The organism is Saccharospirillum sp., from assembly GCF_040881935.1.
Classification (GTDB): Bacteria; Pseudomonadota; Gammaproteobacteria; order Pseudomonadales; family Natronospirillaceae; genus Saccharospirillum.
Genome location: NZ_JBBECH010000083.1, coordinates 55,714 through 63,450 on the forward strand (window position 1 = coordinate 55,714; position 7,737 = coordinate 63,450).

The 7,737-nt window shown below is 53.9% G+C and carries 6 protein-coding genes; 2 read left to right on the forward strand and 4 right to left on the reverse strand.

The window, feature by feature from the left end:
• Positions 1-9: 9 nt before the first annotated feature.
• Positions 10-2,046: an XrtA/PEP-CTERM system histidine kinase PrsK gene (gene prsK / locus WEB54_RS15600; protein WP_368055363.1), complete on the reverse strand. Its 2,037-nt coding sequence runs from the start codon at positions 2,044-2,046 to the stop codon at positions 10-12.
• A 495-nt stretch (positions 2,047-2,541) separates the two neighbouring features.
• Positions 2,542-2,901 carry a fibronectin type III domain-containing protein gene (locus tag WEB54_RS15605; protein WP_368055365.1) on the reverse strand — a complete coding sequence of 120 codons (360 nt, stop codon included), beginning with the start codon at positions 2,899-2,901 and terminating at the stop codon, positions 2,542-2,544.
• 436 nt (positions 2,902-3,337) lie between these two features.
• On the opposite strand from WEB54_RS15605, the gene glmU reads away from it, so the two are divergent.
• Both glmU and glmS read left to right on the forward strand, forming a co-directional pair.
• Positions 3,338-4,696 carry a bifunctional UDP-N-acetylglucosamine diphosphorylase/glucosamine-1-phosphate N-acetyltransferase GlmU gene (gene glmU / locus WEB54_RS15610; protein ID WP_368055367.1) on the forward strand — a complete coding sequence of 453 codons (1,359 nt, stop codon included), beginning with the start codon at positions 3,338-3,340 and terminating at the stop codon, positions 4,694-4,696.
• Positions 4,697-4,843: 147 nt separating this feature from the next.
• Positions 4,844-6,673 carry a glutamine--fructose-6-phosphate transaminase (isomerizing) gene (gene glmS, locus WEB54_RS15615; protein WP_368055369.1) on the forward strand — a complete coding sequence of 610 codons (1,830 nt, stop codon included), beginning with the start codon at positions 4,844-4,846 and terminating at the stop codon, positions 6,671-6,673.
• Between the two features lie 33 nt (positions 6,674-6,706).
• On the opposite strand, the gene WEB54_RS15620 is transcribed toward glmS, so the two are convergent.
• Positions 6,707-7,228: a PEP-CTERM sorting domain-containing protein gene (locus WEB54_RS15620; RefSeq protein ID WP_368056637.1), complete on the reverse strand. Its 522-nt coding sequence runs from the start codon at positions 7,226-7,228 to the stop codon at positions 6,707-6,709.
• A gap of 215 nt (positions 7,229-7,443) precedes the next feature.
• Positions 7,444-7,737: acyl-CoA thioesterase (locus tag WEB54_RS15625; RefSeq protein ID WP_368056638.1), on the reverse strand; the 294-nt coding region annotated here is incomplete at its 5' end.

A 7,737-nucleotide genomic window follows, 5' to 3' on the forward strand; every position in this document is an offset into this window, starting at 1 on the left:
CCTCGTGGGTTACTGGCCATTGGTACTGAACACAATGGCGAACTCGGTACCTTGAAACGGCTCACTGTTCACCCGCACGTAGGCACCTATATGTTCGAGATACGTCTTGGTCAGGTAGGCACCAATGCCAACGCCGGTGTCTGTTTTGGTGGTGCTGAATGGCTTGAACAGGTGATCCTGAATAAACTCCAGCGGCATGCCGGTGCCTGTATCTTTAATGCTCAGCATGGGTGCGCCGGTGGGCGACATTCCGGTAGACAGCGTAATACGACCTCCGGGTAGCGTGGCATCCTGTGCATTGCGAATCAGATTTTTAATGGCCAGCATGAACTTTTGCCGGTCAGCGTCTATGGAAAAGTCATCCTGCGTTAGCAATTCGGGTTTCGGGTCGCGATCACTGCATTCAGTGACCAGTTCGCGCAGCAATTCCAGCACCTGCAACTGGCGCCGGTCTTCGATTCCGGCGGGGTTGAATTTTGACATCAGCCCCTGCATGCGGCGCACAGAACTGGCGACGGTTTTGATCATGTCGTCGATAAACGCCGGGTTGGCTTTGTGGCGTTCGGCGTTGCGGTGCAGTAGATCCAGCTGGGCCACAACGTTATTCACATCGTGCATGATAAACGCCGATAGCCGGTGGTAGGTTTCCATCTGCTGCCCTTCGCTGATCAGTTTTTCCTGTTCGTGCAAACGAATGTGGCTGGCGATCTGAGTACAAACGTTGGTCAGCAGGTCGAGGTCTTCAAAGGTAATATTGGGGGCGGCAATGGGCTGTTCCAGTATGACGAAGCCGGTCATTTTCATCTGGTTGATCAGCGGTGCCATGATCCAGATGCGTGTGTCCTCTCGCACCCAGTCTGGCAGGTTGTCGTTGTACATGGCCAGGCTGGGGTTGTCGGTATGAGGGACGAATATCCAGACATGTTTAACCATAACCCGAACAAACCGATCTCCCAGTGATACTTCCCGCGGAAGTGACTCCTGGTTCATGGTTGAGGCTTTAAACGACAATGAAGGGCCGCTGTTGATCCACAACGCGCCAGCATTGGATTTAACCGCAGCGCAGATAACCGACAGCAACTGCTGATGGTAATGGCGGTGCGACGGGTCGAGGTCCGATAGCCGGCGGATCAGTGTCAGCCACTCCAGCCGGTAATCGTATTTCTGGTTAAAAAAGTGTTTGCTGGCCATCACCTCGAAGCGTTGTCTTAACTCTTTGGATACAAACAACGCGGTAGCCAGGAAAAGTACAATCAATGAAAACAGAGTGTACAGATAGCCAGTCCAAAAGCCGCCCAGTAATTTAACGTAAGATCCACCTATGGCCGCGAGCGCTACAAACCCCAGAGTGAACAGAACGGACGCAGAATAGAAGAAAACCGGGCGGGATAATTGCAGTTGAGGACGGTGGTTCTGGTAGTCCCGAAACAGCAGGGTGCCGAGCAGCAGGACCACCGCCAAAAGCCAGGCAGAGGCGGTGCGCATTTGCCAGGCAAGCGTGGCAATGGAACCGGAGAACAGCTGCTGTGCATACACCAGCACGTCGGCCACGAGAGACAGCGACAGGCATATAGCCAGGAGTTTGATCAATCGGTGCGGGCGAACGTTGCGCACCGTTTGTTCGGTCATAATCAATATTGAAACGGCCATGGCAATATACAGCGACGCCGCCAGGCGGGTGATATTGCCGAGCTGCCAGATCACCAGCAAGGTTGCAACGACCAGGGCAATGAACAGCAGGGCGAGACCCTGCGTGGCCCGGGGCCATTGCGACCAGGTGGCATGCCCTTGCAGCAGCCAGCCCATGGCGGCGAACCAACCGGTAAAACGCAGCACTTCGGCCGTTAATAGCCAGGTCGTTAGGTTGGTGGTGAGCGAATAACTGCCCAACAGGGCGATCAGCCAGATCAGTTGGGCGGCGATGCCGAGTGTCAGTGACCACTGCCAGCGTTGGGTGCGAGACCGATAGGCCATGGCCAGCAGCAAACAGGCCGTTATAAGAGTGGCCGTGCTGATAACTGTATAGGTGACCGAGAGATAATTCATAGGCCGTTAGTGCATTCCCTGAGCGGTTCTTTGCAGAACACTGTTCATCCTTGGTTGAGACAACAGTATAGCGCTAAGTCAAGACAGGGTGAGGAAGGTAGACGAGAAACTTTACAATTTCGGATAGGTAGTTGAGAGTGAAGGCGCGATTAGCGGGCGCGAACCCAGTTGCTATTTCGCTGGGTTGATTACTGCCATTCATGCTTCCAGTGGAGGGCCGACGTATGCATCTGAATTCGTACGATAATACAAAAGCCAGAGCCCGCAAGTGGACTGCGTTTTAATTCGATCGACAAATGGAAAGTTTGTTAAGAAATCCGACAGTTCGGTGAGGCTGCTATTACTCGCAGTGTGATTTGCCAGTGGATGTTGGTCGATCAGGAAGCTGAATGCTTAAGAGCGAAGTGGAAAGAGGGGAGGTGGACTGAGAGAGAAGGGGTGACCAGATCCCTGGTCTTTGCTACGGGACGAATCCCGTCGGTTCAATAGTGTAGGTTAACTGCCCTGAGCGACAACGAACTCACTGTAAATACCGTTGGCATCAAAAACGGCGACTTCAAATACCAGATTATTGATGTTTGCCAGGTTGTCGAACGAATATTGTTCAACGGCGGCGTTGTTGATGACGACGTTGGTGTAGTTATCTGAATTCGTACCACGGTAACGAATTTCATAGCCGCCGACATCGTTGAAGTCCATGGGCTCGCCATTGAGGCGCTCAACCGGGGCTGACCAGTACAGCGTCAGCGAACCATTGCCATTGGAAGCATCGGCCGATCCAAACTCAGTCGATTCAATCTGGCAGCCATACAGCGCCAGCAATGTGGTGCACATTATCAGTAGTCGTGCCGTCATATAGTTTAGCCTTCAGACCAAGTCTGTTTATAAGTGGATGTGCGACATCATACGGAGAGGCGGCGATCCAGCCTGTGACGGAGTTCATAAGCTGCAAAACACTGACAAAAATGCCGTCATCGGTAACAAAAGTGACTGTTTTTCGGTGTTTTTCCGTGTGAAATTTGACGCGTTCGAGGTAGATTGCGGAACCAGTTCTCAAATATTCCGGAACTAATACCACTCAGCAAAATACTGACGGTGATTCCTGACCGTTGAGGTCGTTTTCAGCATCAGCCGAGAGCACTGCCGGGTCATTTAAAAGGGTTTTCTGGCAGGTAGCCGATGCAGTCTGATTTTGCCTGTCAGGAAAATTCTGACAATTGCTCACTTGCGACCTGAAGACTTGACGCTAGAATGCAGCGAATAGTTAATGTCCGGATATTAGGAGAAAGAAATGGATGTCAGTGTTGTCATTTTAGCGGCGGGTCAAGGATCAAGGATGAAGTCCCGCCTGCCCAAAGTGTTACACAGCGTTGCAGGCGTGCCGATGGCGCGTCACGTTTATCGAACGGCATGTCAATTCAGTAATGACATTCACCTGGTAGTGGGCCACGGCGCCGAACTGGTCAAACAGGCTTTCGGCGACACCTCTGCCCGGTTCTGGTTGCAGGCGGAACAGCTTGGCACCGGGCATGCCGTTGCTCAGGCTCTGCCGGGTGTTCCGGAATCCGGTGCGGTGCTGGTGCTGTATGGCGACGTACCTCTGACCCGGGCAGAAACCCTGCAGACGCTTATAGAACAAGTGACCGAGCAAACCATGGGGCTGTTGACGGTGCAGCTGGATGACCCGGCGGGCTACGGTCGCATCGTGCGTGATGATCACGGGCAGGTGGTTTCCATCGTCGAACACAAAGACGCTACCCCGGAGCAGCAGGCCGTTACCGAAGTCAACAGTGGCATTATGGCCCTGCCCGCCTGGATGCTGCATGCCTGGCTGCCGCGACTCCATAATGACAACGCTCAGGGTGAATACTACCTGACTGATTTAATTGGTATGGCGGTCAGCGAAGGCATTACCGTTCAGGCAGTTCAGCCTTTGGATGTGGAAGAAACCCTGGGCGTAAATAACCGACAGCAACTGGCCGTGTTGGAGCGCTGGTATCAGCACCGGGCCGCCAATGCCCTGATGGCTGAAGGCGCAACATTGATGGACCCGGCACGCATAGACATTCGCGGCAATGTTAAAGTCGGGCCCGACTGTCTGATTGACGTTAACGTGGTGTTTGAAGGCGAGGTCAAGCTGGGTGCCGGGGTTCGTATCGGGCCAAACTGTGTCATTCGCAATGCCCGGCTCGGTGACGATGCCGTGGTGGAGGCCAACACTGTGATCGATGGTGCCAACCTGGGCGCCGGAGCGACGGTTGGCCCCTTTGCCCGTCTGCGTCCGGGAACTGAACTGGCAGAAAGGGCAAAGGTGGGCAACTTTGTAGAAACCAAGAAAGCCCTTATTGGCGCTGGCAGCAAAGTAAACCACCTCAGTTACATTGGCGACGCCGTTATTGGTGAAGGTGCCAACATCGGTGCTGGCACCATTACCTGCAATTACGATGGGGTGAACAAATATGTCACCGAAATTGGCTCCGGTGCCTTTGTTGGTTCCAACAGCACATTAGTCGCGCCAGTCACCATTGAGGCCGGTGCCTTTGTAGGGGCCGGATCGGTTTTGACCAAAACCGCGCCGGCCGAAAAATTGACCGTCGGCCGGGCACGTCAGGTGACGGTACCTGGCTGGACGCGTCCGGCCAAGCAGTAAACACGACCGGCGAGCCTGGGTGTTGGCCGTTAGTAGAGACAAGCATTACCGCAACCCGGGCTGCACTTAACGCCGCAAAACCGGGCAAACACAATCGATTTACAGCTGCCCGGACACCGTTGGCAGCGAATTACAAGGAGCAAAACTATGTGTGGCATTGTAGGCGCAGTAGCACAACGGGATGTGGCAGAGATTCTGGTAGAAGGGTTGCGTCGTCTTGAATACCGGGGCTACGACTCGGCAGGCGTGGCGATCATTGATGACGAGCAAATGCATCGGGTGCGTCGTGTTGGCAAAGTCAGTGAGCTCGCCACCGCTCTACAGGAAACCCCGTTGAAAGGCGGTACCGGCATTGCTCATACCCGTTGGGCCACTCACGGCCAACCGAACGAGCGTAATGCTCACCCTCATGTATCGGGTGATAACGTGGCAGTGGTGCACAACGGTATTATCGAGAACCACAGTCGCTTGCGTCAGGAGCTGGAACAGGATGGGTTTGAATTCTTATCGGAAACCGACACCGAAGTTATCGCGCACTTGATTGAAAAAGAACTGCGCACTGCAAAATCCCTGTTGCAAGCGGTGCAGCGTGCGCGCAAGCAACTGGTCGGCGCTTATGGCACTGTGGTGATGGACCGGCGTGACCCGTCACGACTGGTTGTCGCGCGTTCCGGTTCGCCGCTGGTAATCGGTTTGGGCATTGGTGAAAACTTCATTGCTTCCGATCAGTTGGCGTTGTTGCCCGTTACACAGCAATTTATATTTCTGGAAGAGGGCGATGTGGCCGAGATCAGTCGTCGCAGCGTACACATTGTGGATGTAGACGATCAGGTGGTCGAACGCGTCAGCCAAACCAGCGACATCAAACACGATGCCGGCGACAAAGGCCCGTTCAAGCATTTCATGCTGAAAGAGATTCACGAACAACCGAATGCCATCAACAATACTCTGGAAGGTCGAATTACTGAAACCGATGTGGTTACCGAGGCTTTTGGTGCGGGCTCCAATGATATTCTGGCGGGCGTTGAGAACGTGCAGATCGTTGCCTGCGGTACGTCCTATCACGCGGGCCTGGTGGCGCGTTACTGGTTTGAAGAAGTCGCCGGTGTGCCGTGCCAGGTAGAGATTGCTTCCGAGTTTCGTTATCGCAAATCCGTTGTCGCGAAAAACGCCTTGTTTGTCACTATTTCCCAGTCGGGCGAAACCGCCGACACCCTGGCGGCCTTGCGGTTGGCGAAAGACTTGGGTTACACCTCAACGCTGGCCATTTGCAACGTTCCTGGTTCATCGCTGGTGCGTGAATCGGATCTGGCTTACATGATGCGGGCCGGTGCTGAAATTGGCGTAGCCTCCACCAAAGCCTTTACTGTTCAGTTAATCGGGCTGATGTTGCTGGTGCTGAGCGTTGCCAAGCACCGGGGTGTAGACCGGGCCGTGATTGGTCGAATAGTACAGGGCTTGCGCGGTTTGCCAGCACAGATGAAGCAGGCGCTGACGTTGGCGGAGACCATCGAAGATCTGGCGGAAGATTTTGCCGACAAACACCATGCGCTGTTTCTGGGTCGCAGCACTCAATACCCGATCGCAATGGAAGGTGCGCTGAAGCTGAAGGAAATCAGTTATATCCACGCCGAGGCCTACGCTGCCGGGGAGCTGAAACACGGCCCACTGGCGTTGATTGACAGCGATATGCCGGTGATTGTGGTGGCGCCTAATAACGACCTACTGGAAAAACTGCACAGCAACATGGAAGAAGTGCGCGCACGGGGTGGTCAGCTTTATGTGTTTGCCGATAAAGGGGCACATTTTACGGCCGGTAATGGCCTTAAGCTGATCGAACTGGAACCGATCGATGATATTCTCGCCCCGGTGTTGTACACCGTGCCTTTGCAGTTGCTGAGCTACTACGTTGCTATCATCAAGGGTACAGATGTCGATCAGCCTCGCAATTTGGCCAAGTCTGTTACGGTTGAATAACCAGTTGTCGATCTCGGTTTGGGTATGTTGAAGTTAAGGCGTGGTGCGCAATCGACGCCGGCTGAATACGAGCCCAGCGAGACCGAGGCCAACCAGGGCTATTGAGCCTGGCTCGGATACCTCTACTGAGAACTGGATAACATGGCTAATCACCCAATCATCGAGTTTCCCGTTACTGTTTTTATCGAACAGGGGCTCGAGGTCAGCCAGTTGAAAAACTCCCCATTCAAGGCTGGCGGCGTTCGACATCAGCGCCCAGGCTTTGGCGTTCTTGATGAGGTAATAGCCGGGTTCTTCGCTCAGGGAGAACGCGAAGACGTTGCTGCCATCGGTGTTATGCAGACTGACGTCTTCGTCTTTTACCGAATACTGCAGTCCCGGTGTACCACCCAACACTGAATTGACCCAGGTGGTTTCTGTTGTCGGGTTGGAATTGGCCAGTGTACTGGTTATAGAAAGCACACCGTCGAGTCCGCCAACATCCGTTCCGTTAAGGCTACCGGAGTCGGTAATTACATAGGCAAGGCTGGTGCTTGATAGTGCTGCAAGCATCATGCATGCCGCCAGGGGCTTAAGTAGGGGTTTAACGCAACTGATAGGGTTCACATACTGCTTTGGCGAATTCATATACTACCGTCCTGTGGTGGTATGATGGGCAATAGTCTACTTAGCAAAGCCTATGCCATTAGGCTATGAACTCCGGGGAGCGAGACCTGAATCACAGATGTCAATCCTAAGTGTTAAATAAACCGACAGTGCTGGGCGAGCGACTAGCGGCAAAGCTGCGCAATCAGGCCGCGGGGGATTGATGGTCGTCCGCGTTGATTCAGGGCGATTGCTATGATCCTGGCGTTCAGGCAGGTTGCCTTGTCTGAATGGCGAATCACGGTTTGTTCGAACACAAACCGAACCCGGTCCATCATGCTTACGTTCAGGCCAATGGAGAACTCATCCTGACTAGTCAGTGAGCGCTTGTAATCCAGCTCGGCACGAACGACCACGAGGTTGATCCCATCGCGCGCCAGTGCGGCGAAATCCACCCCCCGGTCGAGTAAGAACTCGTG

Excerpts from the sequence above, each read along its gene's own strand:
- WEB54_RS15620 (WP_368056637.1), bottom strand. The coding sequence starts at position 7,228 with ATGATGCTTGCAGCACTATCAAGCACCAGCCTTGCCTATGTAATTACC.
- glmU (WP_368055367.1), top strand. The coding sequence starts at position 3,338 with ATGGATGTCAGTGTTGTCATTTTAGCGGCGGGTCAAGGATCAAGGATG.
- glmS (WP_368055369.1), top strand. The coding sequence starts at position 4,844 with ATGTGTGGCATTGTAGGCGCAGTAGCACAACGGGATGTGGCAGAGATT.
- WEB54_RS15605 (WP_368055365.1), bottom strand. The coding sequence starts at position 2,901 with ATGACGGCACGACTACTGATAATGTGCACCACATTGCTGGCGCTGTAT.
- prsK (WP_368055363.1), bottom strand. The coding sequence starts at position 2,046 with ATGAATTATCTCTCGGTCACCTATACAGTTATCAGCACGGCCACTCTT.